At 61.1% G+C, this 17746-nt stretch carries 17 protein-coding genes; 14 read left to right on the top strand and 3 right to left on the bottom strand.

Translation table 11 applies throughout. The annotated features are described in order from the left end of the window. From VFI82_05245 to VFI82_05180, 14 genes are all read left to right on the top strand, one after another. Positions 1-817, top strand: an 817-nt coding sequence (locus tag VFI82_05245) for a complex I subunit 1 family protein (GenBank protein HET7184066.1), incomplete at its 5' end; no start/stop codon positions are given. Next, complete coding sequence (locus VFI82_05240) at positions 817-1278, top strand: NADH-quinone oxidoreductase subunit I (protein HET7184065.1); 462 nt, start codon at positions 817-819, stop codon at positions 1276-1278. The genes VFI82_05245 and VFI82_05240, both read left to right, overlap by 1 nt. Continuing rightward, positions 1275-1784 (top strand): NADH-quinone oxidoreductase subunit J, encoded by a 510-nt coding sequence (locus VFI82_05235; GenBank protein ID HET7184064.1) that lies wholly within the window; start codon positions 1275-1277, stop codon positions 1782-1784. The genes VFI82_05240 and VFI82_05235 overlap by 4 nt, the downstream gene beginning before the upstream one ends. 24 nt (positions 1785-1808) lie before the next feature. Then, positions 1809-2114, top strand: coding sequence for an NADH-quinone oxidoreductase subunit NuoK (gene nuoK, locus VFI82_05230; GenBank protein ID HET7184063.1), 306 nt, complete (start codon positions 1809-1811; stop codon positions 2112-2114). Between the two features lie 94 nt (positions 2115-2208). Beyond that, positions 2209-4398 carry an NADH-quinone oxidoreductase subunit L gene (nuoL, locus tag VFI82_05225; protein ID HET7184062.1) on the top strand — a complete coding sequence of 730 codons (2190 nt, stop codon included), beginning with the start codon at positions 2209-2211 and terminating at the stop codon, positions 4396-4398. Between the two features lie 98 nt (positions 4399-4496). Then, the gene (locus VFI82_05220) at positions 4497-6212 is read left to right on the top strand and encodes an NADH-quinone oxidoreductase subunit M (protein ID HET7184061.1); all 1716 of its coding nucleotides are present in this window, start codon (positions 4497-4499) and stop codon (positions 6210-6212) included. Positions 6213-6222: 10 nt separating this feature from the next. Continuing rightward, positions 6223-7776, top strand: coding sequence for an NADH-quinone oxidoreductase subunit N (locus VFI82_05215; GenBank protein HET7184060.1), 1554 nt, complete (start codon positions 6223-6225; stop codon positions 7774-7776). 70 nt (positions 7777-7846) lie between these two features. Continuing rightward, positions 7847-8098, top strand: a complete 252-nt coding sequence (locus VFI82_05210) for an AtpZ/AtpI family protein (protein HET7184059.1) — start codon at positions 7847-7849, stop codon at positions 8096-8098. Positions 8099-8120: 22 nt separating this feature from the next. Beyond that, a complete protein-coding gene (locus VFI82_05205; protein ID HET7184058.1) occupies positions 8121-8975 on the top strand; it encodes a hypothetical protein in 855 nt (284 codons plus the stop codon). Between the two features lie 187 nt (positions 8976-9162). After that, positions 9163-9537 carry an ATP synthase subunit I gene (locus VFI82_05200; GenBank protein HET7184057.1) on the top strand — a complete coding sequence of 125 codons (375 nt, stop codon included), beginning with the start codon at positions 9163-9165 and terminating at the stop codon, positions 9535-9537. A gap of 45 nt (positions 9538-9582) precedes the next feature. Next, complete coding sequence (gene atpB / locus VFI82_05195) at positions 9583-10320, top strand: F0F1 ATP synthase subunit A (GenBank protein ID HET7184056.1); 738 nt, start codon at positions 9583-9585, stop codon at positions 10318-10320. Between the two features lie 190 nt (positions 10321-10510). Then, positions 10511-10852: an ATP synthase F0 subunit C gene (locus VFI82_05190; GenBank protein ID HET7184055.1), complete on the top strand. Its 342-nt coding sequence runs from the start codon at positions 10511-10513 to the stop codon at positions 10850-10852. A gap of 87 nt (positions 10853-10939) precedes the next feature. Then, positions 10940-11854 carry an ABC transporter ATP-binding protein gene (locus VFI82_05185; protein HET7184054.1) on the top strand — a complete coding sequence of 305 codons (915 nt, stop codon included), beginning with the start codon at positions 10940-10942 and terminating at the stop codon, positions 11852-11854. A gap of 3 nt (positions 11855-11857) precedes the next feature. Next, entirely contained in the window at positions 11858-12562 is a 705-nt protein-coding gene (locus VFI82_05180; protein HET7184053.1) for an ABC transporter permease, read from the top strand. Here the strand turns inward: VFI82_05180 and VFI82_05175 are convergent, their stop codons facing one another. The 3 genes from VFI82_05175 to nuoL (VFI82_05165) are packed head-to-tail and all read right to left on the bottom strand — an operon-like array spanning position 12563 to position 17702. Continuing rightward, on the bottom strand, positions 12563-13993 hold the full coding sequence (locus VFI82_05175) for an NADH-quinone oxidoreductase subunit N (GenBank protein ID HET7184052.1): 1431 nt from the start codon (positions 13991-13993) through the stop codon (positions 12563-12565). Further along, the gene (locus VFI82_05170) at positions 13990-15498 is read right to left on the bottom strand and encodes an NADH-quinone oxidoreductase subunit M (protein HET7184051.1); all 1509 of its coding nucleotides are present in this window, start codon (positions 15496-15498) and stop codon (positions 13990-13992) included. The genes VFI82_05175 and VFI82_05170 overlap by 4 nt, the downstream gene beginning before the upstream one ends. Next, positions 15495-17702 (bottom strand): NADH-quinone oxidoreductase subunit L, encoded by a 2208-nt coding sequence (gene nuoL / locus VFI82_05165; GenBank protein ID HET7184050.1) that lies wholly within the window; start codon positions 17700-17702, stop codon positions 15495-15497. Before nuoL (VFI82_05165) ends, VFI82_05170 begins: the two co-directional genes overlap by 4 nt. Positions 17703-17746: the final 44 nt, after the last annotated feature.

The following is a 17746-nucleotide window of genomic DNA, read 5'->3' as shown; positions in this document are numbered from 1 at the left end:
CGTCGTGATGACCACCTTCACCGGTCTCGGAGCGTACGGCATCGGCGACGCGGCGGCCAGCGGAACGCTGAGCATGATCGGCATCGTGCAGGCGCAGCAGCAACAGCACGTGTGGTTCATTTTCAAGTTTTTCCCGGTCGGCCTGATCGCGTTCTTCATCTTCGCGGTCGCCATGATCGCGGAAACCAACCGCGCTCCTTTCGACCTGCCGGAAGCGGAATCGGAACTGGTTGCCGGCTTCCACACCGAGTACAGCGGCCTGCGTTGGTCCTTATTCATGCTTGGCGAATACGCCGCGATGGTAGCGGTCAGCTCCATCGCGATCACCCTCTGGCTGGGGGGATGGATGCGGCCTTTCCCCGCCGTTCATGGCTCGCCGATCAGCATCCCGTTTTTCTGGGAGCATCCTGAACTCGGCGTAGTGGACTTCATCTCCTCGCTGGTGCCGGCTTTGGTGCTGTTCGTGCTCGCCTTCTTTGCCTTTTTTAATGCCGTGCGCATGCCGAAGCACCCGCTGCTCAAGATCCAGACGATCGGCCTTTACGCGTTCGGACTGGTGCTCGGCGGGATTGGTCTTATCCTGCTTGTCCCGCCGGTCCGCGACCGCATCCAGGACATTTTCTGGTTCGTCTTCAAGATCGCCGTTTTCATGTATCTGTACATCTGGTATCGCGCGACCTGGCCCCGCTACCGCTTCGACCAATTGATGAAGGTTGGCTGGAAAATTCTTCTGCCGCTTGGACTTGCTGTCCTGCTCCTGACGGGAATCATTGGTCTGGCTCCGGAGATTTTCGGGTGGCTGAAAGGAGTGGTGTAATGAGCATCGCTCCGCTGTTGAACAAAGTTTTCATGGTGGACCTGATCAAGGGTCTGAAGGTCACCTTCAAGTACCAACATCCGCGAGAGGTTTACACCGAGCAGTATCCGCTGGAGCGACCGGCGATTGCCGAGCGCTATCGCGGGCTGCCGCGCCTGAACGTCAACCCGGACACGGGCGAGACACTCTGCATCGCGTGCAACCTGTGCGCCTCCGCCTGCCCCGAGCACCTGATCGTGGTGCAGAGCGAGCGTAACCCGGTGACCAAGCGCAAGGAGATGACCAGCTTCACCTACGACGTGAGCCGCTGCATGTTCTGCGGCCTGTGCGTCGAATCCTGTTCCACCGACTGCCTGGAGCTGAGCCAGGATTACGAATTGGCAACTTACAGCCGCGAAGGCCTGGTGCTGGATCGTACCCGGCTGGAGCGCGGCCCTGAACCAACGGTGTACACGCGATGACGCCAGTAGCTCCAACTTTCTTTTTCTACCTGCTGTCGGCGGTGGCTGTGGTCAGCGCCATCCTGGTGATCACGCGCAAAAACCCGGTGCACTCGGCGCTGTCGCTGATCTTCACGCTGCTGTCGCTCGCCGGCCTCTACCTGATGCTCTACGCTCCGTTTGTGGCCGGCGTGCAGATCATTCTCTATGCCGGCGGCATCATGGTGCTGTTCCTGTTCGTGATCATGCTGGTGAACATTGAGCGCGCGCAGCGCGAGTACGCGTTCAACCAGCAATGGCACATTGGAATCCTGGCCAGCGTGGTGCTCGGGCTGTTGATCGTCTTCGTCTATAAGCGCGGCAGCTCGATTTTTCCTGTGAACCAGGTAACGATGCCGGAGCCGCAGAACACGCAGCAGGTCGGCATGGCGCTGTTCCGCAGCTACCTGCTGCCGTTTGAAGTGGCGTCATTGCTGCTGCTGGTGGCAATTGTCGGCGCGGTGGTGATGGCGAAGAAACGAATCTGAGAGCGGTCGAAGCTGAGAGCTTTTATGGCACCCATAGGGACGATTCATTACCTGGTAGTCGCGGCGGCGCTGTTCGCGATCGGCACCATAGGCGTGGTGACGCGCCGCAACGTGGTCATTATCCTGATGTCGATTGAGCTGATCCTCAACGCCGTGAACCTGAACCTGGTGGCGTTCTCGCGCGTGTGGAACCTGAATGGGCAGATCTTCTCGATTTTCGTGATTACCGACGCCGCCGCCGAGGCTGCCGTCGGCCTCGGCATTCTGATTGCCTTCTTCCGCAACAAGGAGACGGTCAATGTGGACGAAGTGGATTTGTTGAAGTGGTGATCGGCGGTCGGCCATCGGCCATCGGCTCTCGGGACGGAACACCTGATAACCGACAGCCGATAGCCGAAAGCCAGCAGGGTAAGAGCTGAGAACAATGTTCTTCTTAGAGCACATCTGGGTCGTTCCGCTGCTGCCGATCTTCAGCGCGGCGGTGATGTTCTTCTTCGGCCGCAAGCTGGATAAGAAGTCGGTCAACGCTTTCTGCGTCGGCACCGTGGTGGTCGCCTTCGCTTGGTCCTGCCTGGCGGTGTGGCAGTACACCCAGACTTGGCAGCCGGCGCACAACCACGGTCCCTACCAGACAATCCTTTACACCTGGCTGGGCACGGGGGACCTGCAGCATGGCATCACGCTGCCCGGCGCGCACGGCCCGTTCAACTTCAATGCCGATGCCGGTTTCCTGCTCGATCCGCTCTCCTCCATCTGGCTGCTGTTCGTGACCGGCGTGGGCATGCTGATCCACATTTATTCGATCGGCTACATGGCCCACGAAGGCGGCTACTACCGCTTCTTCGGTTACCTGAATTTGTTCATGTTCTCCATGCTCACCCTGATCCTGGGGAACAACTACACCATGTTGTTCGTCGGGTGGGAAGGCGTGGGCCTGTGCTCCTACCTGCTGATCGGGTTCTATTTCCACCGTCACTCCGCCTCGACCGCGGCCAACAAGGCATTCATCGTGAACCGCATCGGCGACGCCGGATTCCTGATGGGCATGATGACCATCGCCTGGTACTTCGGCTCGGTGCGCTTCACCGACATCACGCACACGCTGAACACCGGCCACTTTGCGGTTGGCGATCCCGCCATTACCTTCGCCACGCTCATGCTTTTCATCGGCGCCTGCGGCAAGAGCGCGCAGCTGCCGCTTTATGTCTGGCTGCCGGACGCCATGGAAGGCCCGACGCCGGTTTCCGCGCTCATTCACGCCGCCACCATGGTGACCGCGGGGGTGTACATGGTGGCGCGCTCCAACGCGCTGTTCATCCTGGCGCCGACCAGCATGAAGACGGTCGCCATCATCGGGGCGCTCACCGCCATCTTTGCCGCCTCCATCGGCCTGGTGCAGAACGACATCAAGCGCGTGCTCGCCTACTCCACCGTCTCCCAGCTCGGCTACATGTTCCTGGCGCTGGGCGTGGGCGCGTTCGCCGCGGGCGTGTTCCACGTCTTCACGCACGCATTCTTCAAAGCGCTGCTCTTCCTTGGCTCCGGCTCGGTGATTCACGCCATGAGCGGGGAACAGGACATGCGCAACATGGGAGATTTGTCCAAGCGCATTCCGATCACCTATCGCACCATGCTGATCGGAACGCTGGCCATTGCCGGCATCCCGCCGCTGGCGGGCTTCTTCTCCAAGGACGAAATTCTCTGGCAGGCATATTCCTCGCACAACGGCGGATTCCGCGTCCTGTGGTACGTGGGATTTTTTGCCGCGCTGATGACCGCTTTCTACATGTTCCGGCTCATCTACCTGACTTTCTGGAGCCCGAGCCGGATGAGCCACGAAGCCGAGCACCACGTGCACGAGTCGCCCAAGTCGATGACCGTGCCGCTGATGGTGCTGGCCTTCTTCTCCATCACCGCTGGATTCCTCGGGGTTCCCAAGGCGCTCGGCGGGACCAACATCTTCGAACGCTTCCTTGAGCCGGTGTTCGCCACCGAAAGCGTTACCGCGGAGGCCGGTGGTGAGCTTCCGGCTGTGAGCGAGCACGCGGAACGGGCGGGCACGAGGGAGGCTGAGACTGCCACCACGATGCCAAAGCCTGAGGGCAAGGAAGAACATGGCGGCGCCATCGAGTACATCCTCATGGGCCTGTCGGTGGCGCTGGGCTTTATCGGATGGTTCATCGCGAAGCATTTCTACGAAAAATGCGAGAAGGGCTATTGCGAGCCGATCAACGCTGCCGCTCCACCCGTGTATGCGACCTTGCTGAACAAATATTACGTTGACGAACTCTACGACTACGCTTTCACCGGACGCCGCGCGCTCGGCCCGGTTCGCCTGGGCGCGATGGGTCTCGGCGAGGCTTCCTGGAAATTCGACGCTACCGTGATCGACGGAGGCGTCAACGGCGCCGGCTGGATGACTCGCGCCGTCGCTACCCTATCCAACTGGTGGGACAAGTGGATCATTGACGGCGTGCTGGTTAACGGTCCCGCCATCGTGACCCGCCTGGTTTCCTACCCGGTGCGGCTGGTGCAGTGGGGCCTGGTGCAGTGGTACGCGCTGGTCATGGTCGGAGGGTTAATCGGGTTCGTTATTTATTACATGGTTCGGTAACGCGCTGTCGGCCATCGGCGGTCGGCAAGCAAGAAATCGGTAACCGCCAAAGGCCAATGGCCAATGGCCAGCAGCTGAGAGCTAAAGGCTAAGAGCTAATGTTTAACAACCACATCCTTTCCGTCATTCTGTTCACGCCCCTGGTGGGCGCCCTCATTCTCCTGTTCATGCCCAAGGAGAACAAGAATGCCATTCGCTGGGTGGCAAACATCTTCGCGCTCGCCGGGCTGGCGGTCTCGCTTCCGCTGATCCCGATGTTCTGGGCGGTGAAAGACCAGCCGGGATTCAAGTTCATTGAAGGCGCTGCCAACACCTGGATTCCTTCGATCGGCGCCGGGTATTACCTCGGCATCGACGGCATTAGCTTCCTGCTGATCATCCTGACCACGCTGCTGGGATGGATTTCGATCCTCTCTTCGTGGGATGCGATCCAGGACCGCGTGAAGGAATATTACATCTGGTTCCTGGTGCTGCAGACCGGCATGCTCGGCGTGTTCATGGCGCTCGACATGTTCCTGTTCTTCGTCTTCTGGGAAGCGATGCTGGTGCCAATGTACCTGCTGATCGGCATCTGGGGCGGCCCGCGCAAGCTTTATGCCGCGATCAAGTTTTTCCTCTACACCCTGTTTGGCTCGGTGCTAATGCTGTTGGGAATTTTGTTCCTCTATTTCCACCACCACACCGTCATCGGCGTGTACACCTTCGCCATTCCTGAGCTGTACAAGACGGCTCCGCAGATCACGGGCACGGCGGCGATCCTGCTGTTCTTCGCGTTCTTCATCGGGTTCGCCATCAAGGTGCCGATGTTTCCGTTCCACACCTGGCTACCGGATGCGCACGTGGAAGCTCCCACCGCCGGCTCCGTCATCCTGGCGGGCGTCCTGCTGAAGATGGGAACGTACGGTTTCATCCGCTTCTCGCTGCCGTTCTTTCCTGCGATCGCGATGATGCCGTGGGTGCGAACGCTGCTGATTACGGTCTCCATTATCGGCATTATTTATGGCGCGCTCGTCTCGCTAATGCAAAAGGACATGAAGAAGCTGGTGGCGTACAGCTCGGTCAGCCACCTCGGCTTCTGCACCCTGGGAATCTTTGTCGTGAACCAGGCAGGCCTGGCCGGGTCGGTGTTGCAGCAGATCAATCACGGCATCTCGACCGGCGCGCTGTTCTTGATCGTCGGCGTGCTGTACGAGCGGCGCCACACCCGCGAGATATCCGAGTATGGCGGCATCTCCAACGTCATGCCGGTGTACGCAACCATAACCATGATCATGTTCCTCTCCTCGATGGGCCTGCCGCTGCTGAACGGCTTCATTGGAGAGTTCACCATCCTGCAGGGCACGTTCGTCGAGAGCAAGACCTGGGCGGCGTGGGCGGTGCCGGGCGTCATCCTGGCGGCGGCATACCTGCTGTGGCTCTACCAGCGCGTATTCTTCGGCCAGGTAACCAATCCGAAAAATGAGAAGTTGGCGGACCTGAGCCCGCGCGAAGTCTTGACCTTCGCGCCGCTGATTGCCATGGCGTTGATCATCGGCCTTTATCCCAAGCCGTTTTTCCAGATCCTTGAGCAGCCGGTGCAGCAACTGGTGCAGACGGTCAGGCCCTCGCTAACGCAAAACGCGAAGGCAATCAACCCGACTCCCTCAATATCTGTCATCCCGAGCGGAGTGAACCGGCAGGCCAGCGCAGTCGAGAGAGCCCAACAGCGCGAGTCGCGACCGGTAGGCCAACACGCATTTTCATCCAACCGCGCAAAGGTTCTCGCAGCAGACACCAATAACGCGTCCGTGCCGATTGCGGCGGCGGCGCACTAGGGGAGCGAACTTGCCTACGTCTTTCTTTACCGGCACCGATTACGCGCTGTCGCTTCCCATGATCCTGCTTTCGCTGTTCGGCCTCGGCGTGCTGATCATCGACCTGATGCTGCCCGCCGAATGGAAGCGCTGGAACGCGGCCACGGCGCTGATCGGCCTCGCCTTCTCGACGGCGGCGGTAGTGCGCGTTCACCTCGGACACTTTGCCGACGGACGCCCGTTGGTCGGCAGCTTCGCTTACCTGACGAACTCCGGCGGGCAGGTGGTCGGGTCCGTGCTCATGGACGGGTTCGCCATTTACTTCTTCTACTTGTTCCTGCTGGGCGCCGCTGTCGCCATCCTGATGTCGGTGCACTACCTGGAAATCGAGCGCGAGCACCACGGCGAGTTCTATGCCCTCATCCTGTTCTCTGTTGTCGGCATGATGTGCATGGCCAGCGGCTACGACATCGTGCTGCTGTTCATCGGCCTGGAACTGATGGCGATTTCCACCTACGTGTTGGTCGGCTTCCTCCGGCGTGACAAGCGGTCCAATGAAGCCGCCCTGAAGTACCTTCTGCTGGGCGCTTTCTCCAGCGGCATCTTCGCCTATGGCCTTTCGCTGCTCTACGGGCTCTCGGGCAGCACCAACCTGTACGTGATCGCGCAGGCATTGCAGCACAACTACCGCATCAATCCCAAGGATCCGATCGCGATTGTCGCCATGCTGACCACCGCGACCGGCCTGCTGTTCAAGGTCGCCGCCGTGCCCTTCCACCAGTGGGCGCCCGACGCCTATGAAGGCGCTCCTACCAGCGTTACCGGTTACATGTCGGTCGCGGTCAAGGCCGCGGGCTGGGCGATGCTGCTCCGGATTTTCCTCTGGGGACTGTATCCGCTGCGGCCCGTGTACCTGCCGCTGCTGGTGTTTGTGTCGATTGCCACCATGACCGGCGGAAACCTGGCGGCACTGACGCAGTCGAACCTCAAGCGCCTGCTGGCCTATTCTTCGATCTCGCACGTCGGATACATGCTGCTCGGCCTTATCGCCAGCGATAACATCACCAACAAGACCGGCATCCAGGGCATCCTTGTCTACCTGCTGGTGTACACGTTCATGAACCTCGGCGCGTTCGCGGTTGTCACTTCGCTGCGGCGGCGCGACATTATCGGCGACGAGATTGACGATATCGCCGGTCTTTTCTTCAAGGCGCCCACCGAGGCCGTGCTGATGCTGCTGTTCCTGCTGTCGCTTGCTGGAATTCCGCCCCTGGCGGGCTTCTATGGCAAGTACTTCATCTTCCTCAGCCTGATTCAGACCGGACACTACCTGCTGGCCAGCGTTGCCGTGCTCTACGCCGTGCTCGGCCTCTACTACTACATGCGCATTGCCAACGCGATGTTCATGCGCCAGGCGACCGAACCCGACCCCGTCGTGATCAGCCCCGGCATGCAGATCGCGCTGGCGGTGACCGCGATTGGCACCGTTGGTATCGGAATTTTTCCTGAGTTCTTCATCCGCGCTGCCGGCTGGTCGCTGGGCATGCAACAGACAGGGACATCGCTCCTCGGCCTGCTGCGCTGAACGCTTAGCCACCGAGGACACAGAGAAACGAACCTCGGTGCCGGGTCTTCAGATCACACCTTGGTCCGACATGGCCGACAACCAACGACCAACCACCAACGACGATGGCGCAGGGAAAAAGAACTTCCTTGTCACCGTCGCGCGCTACAGCCAGCTTGCGTTCGTGCTTCCGGCCTGTACTGTCGTGGGATGGCTGATCGGGCTGGCGCTTGACCACTGGCTGCACAAGAACTGGATTTACCTGGCAGGACTTTTGGCCGGCATCGCCGCCGGGTTTGTCGAACTGGTGCGCACCGTCCTCTCCTCGGAATCGAAGCAGTGAAGATCACCTAGGCACGACACCAATGTCCGCCGTCGCCAAAGCAACTCCGGCCGTCGCCCGCTACGCTGCCGCACTGCGCTACGAGCTTAGCGTTCGCAATGAAGCTTATGCCAAGACGCACCAGTTGAAGCACCAGGCGAGCTACGGTTCGCAGCCGGTCATCTGCTACGAGCCCGACGGCCAGTGCCACGGGAACTTTCTGCCGCGGGCCTATCGCGCCATTCTGGCAAACCCGCTCTGGGCGCGACGTCTGCGGAAGGCGCACACCAGCGCCCGCACCGCGCTGCCGCGCAATGACCGCGGCTTCTGGTGCGAGCTGGATTCCTCGAACAGCTCCGACGCGTTATTGATGAACGTGTTCTGCTATCCCGGCGTCTTCGACGACGGGCGCGTCATCACGCTGCTCGGCTTGGAAAGCGGCGCCGTGCCGGAATTCGGTTTCAAGGCGCGCGTGCCGCTCCAGGAAGGGAAGTTCGATCGCACCGAGGTGGACATGCGGCTTGGGTCGCTGCTGCTCGAGGCCAAACTGACGGAAGCGGATTTCCAGACGCGGGAACGGGAGATTGTCGAGAATTACCGGGATTTTGCCGGCGTGTTCGACCGCAAGGCGTTGCCGAAGGTGAAAGACCGGTATCTTTCGTACCAGCTTATCCGCAACGTGCTCGCGGCCGTGGCACACGATTGCGCGTTTTGCGTGCTATGCGACCAGCGCCGTCCCGACCTGCTGCAGGCGTGGTATGAAATCATGCGGTGCGTCCGCCCGGCGGACCTGCGGGTAAGGTGCAAAATTCTGACCTGGCAGGAGCTGGCGGCGGTGCTGCCCCAACAGCTGCGGGACTTCCTGGAGGAGAAGTATGGAATTCTCGGGAATTTGTAATTTGAAATTTGTAATATGCAATTTGAAGGAACGACCACCAACCCTTGCAACGCCCGGCTGCTTTTCAAATTACCAATTACCAATTACAAATTACTAATTGCCCAATACTCACGAACCCGTCGAACCGGTGCCAGGGCCTGTAGCCTCTCCAGCGGATCCGGCTGCGGAAAGGTTCTATTCCGGCGCGATGGACCGTATCCGCGGCTTCATGGCGGCCATCGGGCTGGTCGCGACCATCGTGGCGTGGACTGCCTTAGGCTGGAAGGTTGCCGTCGGGCTGGCGCTGGGATGCGCGATCGCGTGGATGAATTTCTACTGGCTGAAGCAGGCGGTGAGCGCGCTCGCCGACCGCGTGACCAGCACCGGGCTGCCGCAATCGAGCCGCGGAATCGTGACCCGCTTCCTGCTGCGTTACGCTTTAATCGCGCTCGGTGCGTATGCTATATTCCTAGTTTCCAGAGACAGTCTTTACGGCCTCCTGGGCGGCCTGTTTCTGACCGTGGCGGCGATTCTGTGCGAAGCAGTTTACGAAGTCATAGTTTCGTTCCGCCGTGGGTTGTAGCCGGTTATTGGAAGCCAGCAACTAGAAACCAGCAACTGCTTTTCCATGCCTGAGCAACTGCCATTTACAGCGCTGCTGAACCGGATTTTTGCCGGGCCCGTCGACGCACTTCTGCGCGCCGTTCATCTGCCGCCGGAGTATCCGCAGGCGCCGATCTCGAACGCCGTCGCCATGGAAATCCTGGTGGTCGGATTTCTCATTTTGGTGTTCCTGCTGGTGCGCGCGAGCCTGTCGGTGGAGCGGCCCGGCGGCATCCAGCACATTTTTGAAGGTCTGCACGGATTCATCACGCAGCAGAGCCGCGAAATCATCGGCCACCACAGCGAGGGCTACACGCCATTTCTGCTGGCGCTCGGGCTGTTCATCCTATGCTGCAATTTGATTGGGTTGATCCCTGCTTTTGAAGCGCCGACCGGCGCCAGTCCGACGGTGCCGCTGGGGTGCGCCATCGTGGCGTTCGTCTACTACCATATTCAGGGTGTCAAGCGTCAGGGCGCGCTGCATTATGCGAAGCACTTCGCCGGACCGATGCCGGCGCTGGCGCCACTGATGATTCCGATTGAAATCATCAGTCACCTGGCACGCATGCTGTCGCTCACCATTCGTTTGTACGCCAACATGTTTGCCGGCGACATGGTGACGCTGGTGTTCTTCTCGCTGGTGCCCATCGGCATCCCGGTGCTGTTCATGGGTCTGCACATCGGCGTCTCGTTCCTGCAGTCGTATATCTTCGTGCTCCTGGTCACCGTGTATTTGAGTGGTGCGGTCGCGACCGAACATTGATTTGAGTTCTGAGTTGTGAGCTGTGAGTGATTCGCTCAAAACTTGCAACTGGCAACTTACAATTGCTTCCAGCGTGAGGGCCTCTGCAAGAGGATGAGGTCAACCACCTCCTGGCGGCACAGCGGGTCCCCGGCGAGCCGGGTTTTGGCTCGGCGAGGCTTCCGATTCATACCAAGGAGAAACAAAAGCAATGCGCAAGACAATAAGCTACGTATTCCTGATGCTGGCGGTGATGTGCTTCGCCGTGCCTGCCTTTGCCCAGGGTGCGGTGAGCCCTGAAGCAGGACGCACCGCCATGTGGGTCGCAATCACCTCCGGCTTCTCGATGGCGATCGCTTCTGCGGTGTGCGGCTTGGGACAGGGCCGGGCAACCGCAGCGGCCGCCGAAGCGCTGGCCCGCAATCCCGGCGCGCGCCCCGGCATCCAGCTTGCACTCATTCTGGGCCTGGCGCTGATCGAGTCGCTGGCGCTTTACACGCTGGTGATCATCTTCGCCAAGGTCTCCGTGCCGGCATGGTTGATTCCTCATTGATCCCCGGCTGATGGATTCACCCGACCGTGCCCTGTCCAAGCCGGGTTGTGGCTTGGGCAGGGAATTTTTTTGCCGCGGAAAGCCAAAGTGACTTCCGTCCTTCAATACAAGCACGTGACCAAGCAGTACGGCGGATTCATGCGCTCGGCCGTGGTAGCGCTGGATGATTTCTCGCTTGCCATCGAGCGTGGCGAGATCTTCGGCTTCCTGGGGCCGAACGGCGCGGGAAAAACCACCGCCATTCACCTGGCCATGGGCTTCATGCGCGCGTCGCGTGGGGCGGGCATGATGCTGGACCGGCCGTTCGGAGACGCTCCCACGCGTCGACGTGTCGGATTCCTGGCGGAAAACGTCGCGCTCTATCACCGGCCGGCTGCCCGCCTGGTTCGCTTCTACGGCGCTCTCAACGGTCTCCGCGATCCCCGCCTGGCGCGCGCCGTGCGCGACGTCGTGGACACGCTGGAGTTGACCGATGTCGCCGACCGCAATATCGGGAAGTTCTCGCGCGGGATGCTGCAGAGGGTAGGACTCGCGCAAGCCCTGGTTAACGATCCCGAATTGCTCATCCTGGACGAGCCGACCTCGGCGTTGGATCCTCTCGGCCGTGTCGCGGTCCGCGAGCTGCTGCTGCGCGCGCGCGGCGCAGGCAAAACCATCTTTCTGAGCTCGCACCTGTTGTCGGAGATCGAGCTGATTTGCGACCGAGTCGGCATTCTCCATCGCGGCCGCCTGGCCAGAATCGGACGCACCGCCGAGCTGCTGGAATCAAGCGAGCAATGCGAGGTGGTCGCGCGCGGGATCCCCGCAGCTTCGTTCCCGCAGTCGATCAGCGAAAATGGCGTGGTGCGCTTCACCGTCCCTCATGCCGCGCAGCGGGAGTCGATTGAGCGCGTGTGGTCGCTGGGCGGGGAAATTATCAGACTGAATCCAGTGAAACAATCTTTGGAGCAGATATTCGTCGAGCTCACGTCGAAGTCAGACGACGTGAAACGTGAAAGCTGAAACGTGAAACCTGTGTTTCTAATTGCCGCGAACTTCGTGCGCGAGAACCGCTGGCCGCTGATCTCGCTGCTGGTGTACGTGCTCGTGTTCGGCGGGGCCGCGATAATCCTGGGCGGCTCGACGCTGGAGGATGCGGTCTTCTTTCTGCGCTCGGTCGGCGTTTATGGTGTGGCATTTACCGGCTTGCTGGCGGCGTCGGGCGTCAACAATGAACGACGCACGCGGCGCATGCTCGCCGTGCTGTCGAAGGGCATTGAACGCTGGCAATATTTGGGCGGGCTGCTGCTGGGCGTGATGGCCGATGCCGCGATCTACAGTGTCGCCATCGTCGCTGTCGGAACATTGGCGTTTGCGCGCTACGGCCAATCTCCGGCCGTGCTGTGGGAGCTTGTCGGTTTGCTGCTGGCGTCGTTCCTGCTGGCCGCAACGGTGGCGCTGTTCTACTCCACCCTCCTGCATCCGCTGATGGCGACCGCGGCCGCGGCGATCACACTGGCGACGATGGGCGCCCTTGGGAGGGTTCTCGGCGGCATGTGGGCAAACGTATTGCCCAGTTACACGCTGGCGGAAGCAATGGTCAACATCAGCGGGTCCGGCTGGCACGCGCCTTGGGCGGCATGCGGGTGGGCGGTGGCGGAATCGGTGGTGTTCGCAGCCATGGCAGCGCTGGCTTTTTCGCAGCGGGACATTGCGGTGGCAATCGAATAGCTACTTCATCAGGTCGTGTGCGCTTTGCAGCGCGTAATTGATGACCCTTCCAGGCAGCACGCCGAGGTAGATGGTCGCCAGCACGGCGGCGGTGAGCGAGACGGCGAGTGCGGCAGGCATGGGAATCATCGGAGAATCGTCCTTCGGTTCCCGCATGTACATGACGACAATAACGCGCAAGTAGTAATACGCGGCAATGGCGCTGTTGAGCACGCCGATGATAGTCAGTCCGACGAGGTCGGATTTCAGCGCGGCGCTAAAGACGTAGAACTTGGCGAAGAACCCGCCGGTAATCGGAATTCCAATCAGCGACAGCAGGAAGACGGTGAGCACGGCGGCCAGACCGGGGGCGCGGCGGCCGAGCCCGGAGTAGTCGTCGATCAGGACGTAGCGCTCGTTCTGCGCCGCGAAGTGCGCGATCACGATGAAGGCGCCCGCGTTCATCACGGCGTATGAGGCAGCGTAGAAAATGGCGGCGGAGATGCCGATATCCCTGGCCGCGGCGAAGGCGCATAGCAGGTATCCGGCGTGGGCGATCGAGGAATAGGCCAGCATGCGCTTGACGTTGGTCTGCACCAGCGCGCCGATGTTCCCCAGGGTCATGGAAAGAACGGCCGAGCACCACACCACCCAGAACCATCCCGGAGCGGCGGCGGCGAACAGGATGCGCAGCAACACCGCGAACGCCGCGGCCTTGGGCGCGGTGGACATCAGGGCCACCACCGGCGCCGGCGCACCTTCGTAAACGTCAGGCGTCCAGACGTGGAACGGAGCTGATGCGACCTTGAATCCCAGACCGATGAACATCAGCGCCATGCCGGCATAGGCGAGCGCCGGCGCGCCGCCGCGCAGGGAAGCGGCGATCAGGTAGATGCTGGTGGAACCGGTGGCGCCGAACATCAGCGCCACGCCGTAAAGGAAAAACGCCGTCGCAAACGAGCCCAGGAGAAAGTATTTCAGCGACGATTCCGCGCCGGTGGCGGAGCGCCGGCGAAAACCGGCCAGGATGTAAGTAGAAATGGAAGAGATTTCAAGCGCAATGAAGATCAGCACCAGCTCGACGGCGGAGGACATCAGCATCATGCCGACCGAGCCCAGCAGGATGAGCCCGTAGTACTCGCCGAGCCGGATGCGCTGCACGGCGAGGTAATCAAACGATGCCAGGATCACGGTGGCGGCGACGAAGCCGACGATCAAGTGGAAGAAGATGCTGAAGCTGTCCACCTGGATCATGCCGAACCAGGCCTGGCCGGGATGGCCGCTCTGGTACAGCGTGGCAGCAATGGCGAGCAGCGTTCCGGTGAGCGCGATCATCCCGACGCGCTTGCGGTCGTCGTGCTCGGGCAGGAGCGGCTCGACAACCATGACCGCCATGCCGAAGATGGTGAGCAGCAGCTCGGGCAGGATGCGGATGTAGTCGGCGGCGCTCATCGTCCCACCTGGCTGATGGTTTGCGCGGCGGTGGCAAGCACATGCCGGACCGCGGAATCGACGGCGTTGATCCAGATCAGCGGCGCGACTCCCATCACCAGCGCCGCCAGCGCCGGCGGCCAGAGCGCGACGCGCTCACGCAGGTCGAGGTCGGGGAGCTTGAGGTTAACGTCATGGCTGATCTTCCCGTAGAAGACGCGCTGGTACATCCAGAGCATGTAGCAGGCGCTCCAGATCACGCCCGTGGCAGCGAGGATGCCCCAGATGGAATGCGCCAGGAAGGCGCCGCTGAGCACGAGAAACTCGCCGACGAAGCCGTTGAGCAATGGCAATCCGATCGAGGACAGGGTAATGATCAGGAAGAAGGTGGCGTAGATGGGCATGGGCGTAGCCAGCCCGCCGAATTCGCTGATCTCGAAGGTGTGACGGCGCTCGTAAATGATGCCCACCAGCATGAACAGCGCGCCGGTAGAGACGCCGTGCGCCAGCATGACAAAAACGGCGCCTACCTGGCCTGCCTGCGTCATGCTGAAAATTCCGAGCACGACAAATCCGAGATGGCTGACGGAGGAATACGCGACCAGCTTTTTCAGGTTTGGCTGCACCATCGCGACCAGCGCGCCGTAGATGATGCCGATGATGGCGAGCGCGGCAATCCAGGGCGCGTTGCGGCGGGCTTCGTCGGGAAAGAGCCCGACATTGAAGCGCAGCAGACCGTAGGTTCCCATCTTCAGCAGCACGCCGGCCAGCAGCACCGAGCCCGCGGTAGGCGCTTCCACGTGGGCATCCGGCAGCCAGGTGTGCAGCGGGAACATCGGCACCTTTACGGCGAAGGCGATGAAGAAGCCAAGGAAGAGCCAGCGCATCGCCGCGGCTGCTTCCGTCGCGCCCGCGCCGCGGAGCCACCGCTGAATGTCGGCAAATTGGAACGACCCAACGTGAGCGTAAAGCCACAGGATCGCCGCCAACATGAAGACGGAGGCGATCATGGTGTAGAGGAAAAACTTCACGGCAGCGTAAACGCGGCGCTCGTGTCCATACACGCCGATGAGCAGCGCCATCGGGATCAGGCTGGCTTCCCAGAAGAAATAGAACAGGAAAAGGTCGAGTGAGACAAAGACGCCGATCAGCGCCGTCTCCAGCACCAGGAGCAGGATGAAAAATTCCTTTACCCGGTCATGCACGGAGCGCCACGAGATCAGCACGCACAGCGGCGTCAGGAACGTGGTCAGCAGAACCAGCCAGAGCGAGATGCCGTCGATAGCTACGTGGTAGTGAATGTTGGGCGTAGAAATCCAGTGCGCATCCTGCTCGAACTGGAACCCGGCGTGGCTGCGCGCGAAGTGCACCGGCAGGTGCAGAGAGAGCACGAACGTCAGCAGGGTAATGACCAGCGCGAACACGCGGATGTCCCGGTCGCGCCGCGGGAAAAACAAGAGCAGCAGCGCGCCGGCCAGCGGTGCGAAAGTGACGATCGTCAGGATGTGGCTGTTCAGCGTGCTCATTTCACACCCAGCCAAACCATGTACGCGACCACGGCGGCGCCGCCCAGCGCCACCCATCCCGCGTAAGAGCGAATGTTGCCCGATTGCATGCGGCGGAAGCCGTTGGAGACATCGCGGGCCGCCTCCGCGGTTTCGTTAATGGTGCCGTCGATCGCGCCGGCGTCAATCATCCGCCATAAAACGTTGCGCGAGCCCTGAATGATGGGCCGCACCAGAAGCCAGTCGTAGATTTCGTCCACGTAGTACTTGTGCTCGAGCGCGTCATAGGCGCCGGCGAAGCGCTGGCGCAGCTTGGCGGGAAGGTCGCGGCGCTGGTAATACATGAACCATGCCAGCGCGATCCCGAGCAGAGCGGCACCGGTGGCGGCCAGGGTCAGCGCGATCTCCGACGGCGCGTGACCTTCCGTGGGAGTGGTGGCGGCGGCTTCCGGCGCGGTGGCGTGCTCCTCGAACACGGGGGCCAGGAAGTGCTCGAAATGATTGCTGCCGCCCAGTACCTGCGGCCATCCGATCCAGCCGCCGGCCAACGACAGCACCGCCAGCACCACCAGCGGGATCAGCATCACCTTCGGGCTTTCATGGACCGTGTGCTCGTGCGCATGGTGCTCCCGCCCGGCGAATTCCCGCTGCGGATAGCGGATATTCACCGATGCCCTGTCTCCGGTGATGGAACGAATTTCCGCCTCGAAGTACAGCATGTTGGAGGTGGGGACCCGGACCTTCATGGTCGTACTGCGATGGAGCGGATCAATACCCAGCGCGCCACGGGTCTGCAGTTCCTTGTAGACCTTGTCCAGGTACTTCTCGGGGACAATCAATTCCACGTCGGCAAGCACCGCCTGTTGCGCCGCGGGCGGCTGTTGTGTGCCGCGGAATTCGCCGAAGAAGGTGAGAAACCAGAGCCGGAACATGTAGAAGGCGGTCAAGAAGGCTGAAAAAAGTCCAACCGCCCAGAATCCCCACGAGCCAAATGGACTCGCCCATGAGCGGTAGAGGATTTCATCCTTGGAAAAGAAGCCGGAGAGCGGAAAAATGCCGGCGATAGCGAAGGTGGCGACCGTCATCGTCAGGAAGGTGGCGGGAATCTCGCGCATCAGGCCGCCCATCTTGCGCATGTCCTGTTCGCCGCCGAGGGCGTGGATCACGGAACCGGCGGCCAGGAAGAGCAGCGCCTTGAAGAAGGCATGCGTCATCAGGTGGAACATGCCCGCCGAATACGCGGCCACGCCGCAGGCCAGCACCATGTAACCGAGTTGGGAGATGGTGGAGTAGGCAAGCACGCGTTTGATGTCGTGCTGCACGGTGCCGATGGTGGCGGCAAACAACGCCGTGGCGGCCCCGATGATCGCAACTACGGTGAGGGCGGTGGGGGCGCGGTCGAAGATAACGTGGGAGCGCGCGATCATGTACACGCCGGCGGTAACCATGGTGGCGGCGTGAATCAACGCCGAGACGGGCGTCGGGCCTTCCATGGCGTCCGGCAGCCAGACATAAAGAGGAAGCTGCGCGGATTTTCCGCAAGCGCCGACCAGCAGCAATAGTCCGATCGTGGTCAGCAGGCCGGCGGTTGCTTCGGGCGGCATGCCGGAGACTCTCTGAAAGACACTGGTGAAATCGAGCGTCGAGAAATTCTTGATCAACAGGAAAAGGGCGATGAGGAAACCGAAGTCGCCAATGCGGTTTACGATGAATGCCTTCTTGCCGGCGGACGCGGCCGAATCGCGCAGGAAGAAGAAGCCGATCAACAGGTACGACGCCAGTCCCACGCCTTCCCATCCGACGAACATCAGCAGGTAGTTGTCCGCCAGCACCAGCGTAAGCATGAAAAACATGAACAGGTTCAGGTAGGAGAAAAAGCGGTAATAGCCGCCTTCGTGGGCCATGTAGCCGACGGAATAGACGTGGATCAGGAAGCCGACGCCGGTGACGATCAGGATCATGAGCAGCGAAAGCTGATCGAGATAGAAGCCGTAGCTGACCAGGAAATCGCCGGCGCCGAGCCAGGGGCCATAATTCTCGATGTGGGGAATGCCGGCGGATGGAAGCTGCGCGAACTGCGCCGCCACCTTCCAGGCCCACAACACGGACGCCCCGGGAAACGCCAGCCCGACCGCCGTAACCACGTTCTTCGAAAAACGCCGTCCGAACAGGCCGTTGACAACGGCGCCGGCCAGCGGGAGCAGCGGTATGAGCCAGAGATTCATAAGCTAGTAGTCAGTAGGCAGCCATTCAATGCGCACTTTTGGCC

The sequence above is a fragment of the Terriglobales bacterium genome, assembly GCA_035691485.1.
Taxonomy (GTDB): domain Bacteria; phylum Acidobacteriota; class Terriglobia; order Terriglobales; family Acidobacteriaceae; genus JAIQGF01.
Note: the sequence above shows the minus strand (reverse complement) of the source record. Positions and strands in the feature narration are given on the sequence as shown.

Coding starts and splice junctions, on each gene's coding strand:
- VFI82_05240 (HET7184065.1), top strand. CDS start 817: ATGAGCATCGCTCCGCTGTTGAACAAAGTTTTCATGGTGGACCTGATC.
- VFI82_05235 (HET7184064.1), top strand. CDS start 1,275: ATGACGCCAGTAGCTCCAACTTTCTTTTTCTACCTGCTGTCGGCGGTG.
- nuoK (HET7184063.1), top strand. CDS start 1,809: ATGGCACCCATAGGGACGATTCATTACCTGGTAGTCGCGGCGGCGCTG.
- nuoL (HET7184062.1), top strand. CDS start 2,209: ATGTTCTTCTTAGAGCACATCTGGGTCGTTCCGCTGCTGCCGATCTTC.
- VFI82_05220 (HET7184061.1), top strand. CDS start 4,497: ATGTTTAACAACCACATCCTTTCCGTCATTCTGTTCACGCCCCTGGTG.
- VFI82_05210 (HET7184059.1), top strand. CDS start 7,847: ATGGCCGACAACCAACGACCAACCACCAACGACGATGGCGCAGGGAAA.
- VFI82_05205 (HET7184058.1), top strand. CDS start 8,121: ATGTCCGCCGTCGCCAAAGCAACTCCGGCCGTCGCCCGCTACGCTGCC.
- VFI82_05200 (HET7184057.1), top strand. CDS start 9,163: ATGGACCGTATCCGCGGCTTCATGGCGGCCATCGGGCTGGTCGCGACC.
- atpB (HET7184056.1), top strand. CDS start 9,583: ATGCCTGAGCAACTGCCATTTACAGCGCTGCTGAACCGGATTTTTGCC.
- VFI82_05190 (HET7184055.1), top strand. CDS start 10,511: ATGCGCAAGACAATAAGCTACGTATTCCTGATGCTGGCGGTGATGTGC.
- VFI82_05175 (HET7184052.1), bottom strand. CDS start 13,993: ATGAGCGCCGCCGACTACATCCGCATCCTGCCCGAGCTGCTGCTCACC.
- VFI82_05170 (HET7184051.1), bottom strand. CDS start 15,498: ATGAGCACGCTGAACAGCCACATCCTGACGATCGTCACTTTCGCACCG.
- nuoL (HET7184050.1), bottom strand. CDS start 17,702: ATGAATCTCTGGCTCATACCGCTGCTCCCGCTGGCCGGCGCCGTTGTC.